This is a genomic window from Fructilactobacillus sp. X1R3C1 (genome assembly GCF_059901545.1).
The window spans coordinates 1-587 of record NZ_JBWXUT010000017.1 but is presented as its reverse complement, the minus strand read 5'-3'; the positions used below and the strand labels follow the sequence as shown (position 1 = coordinate 587).

At 46.7% G+C, this 587-nt stretch carries 1 pseudogene; it reads left to right on the top strand.

Annotated elements, in window-relative coordinates:
• Positions 1 to 587 (top strand): annotated as a pseudogene (locus tag AC6UD8_RS07015) (hypothetical protein); the annotation flags it as partial.

Here is a 587-nt window from a genome sequence, read left to right as displayed (position 1 = left end):
AGTACCAGTAACAGTTCCTCAGTAAGTGGTAGTGCCTCACTAAGTACAAGTGATAGTCAGAGTACTTCCACTAGCAACAGTGGCAGTGCCTCACTAAGTACAAGTGATAGTCAGAGTACTTCCACTAGCAACAGTGGCAGTGCCTCACTAAGTACGAGTGACAGTCAAAGCATTTCCACTAGCAATAGTGACAGCGCTTCTGTAAGTACAAGCGACAGTCAGAGCATTTCCACTAGCAACAGTGGCAGTGCCTCACTAAGTACGAGTGACAGTCAAAGCATTTCTACTAGTGATAGTTCCTCAGTAAGTGGCAGTGAATCTACCAGTGATAGCCTGAGAAACTCCATGAGTACAAGTGAATCAATTAGTGATAGCCTATCAACAAGTGTGAGTGGTTCAACTAGTACTTCGATGAGTGAAAACAACTCGGCAAGTACGAGCGCCAGCGCTTCGGTAAGTGGTAGTCAATCGACGAGTGATAGCCTCTCAACGAGCGCCAGTGGTTCTATGAGTACTTCGATGAGTGAAAACAACTCGGCAAGTACGAGCGCCAGCGCTTCGGTAAGTGGTAGTCAATCGACGAGTGA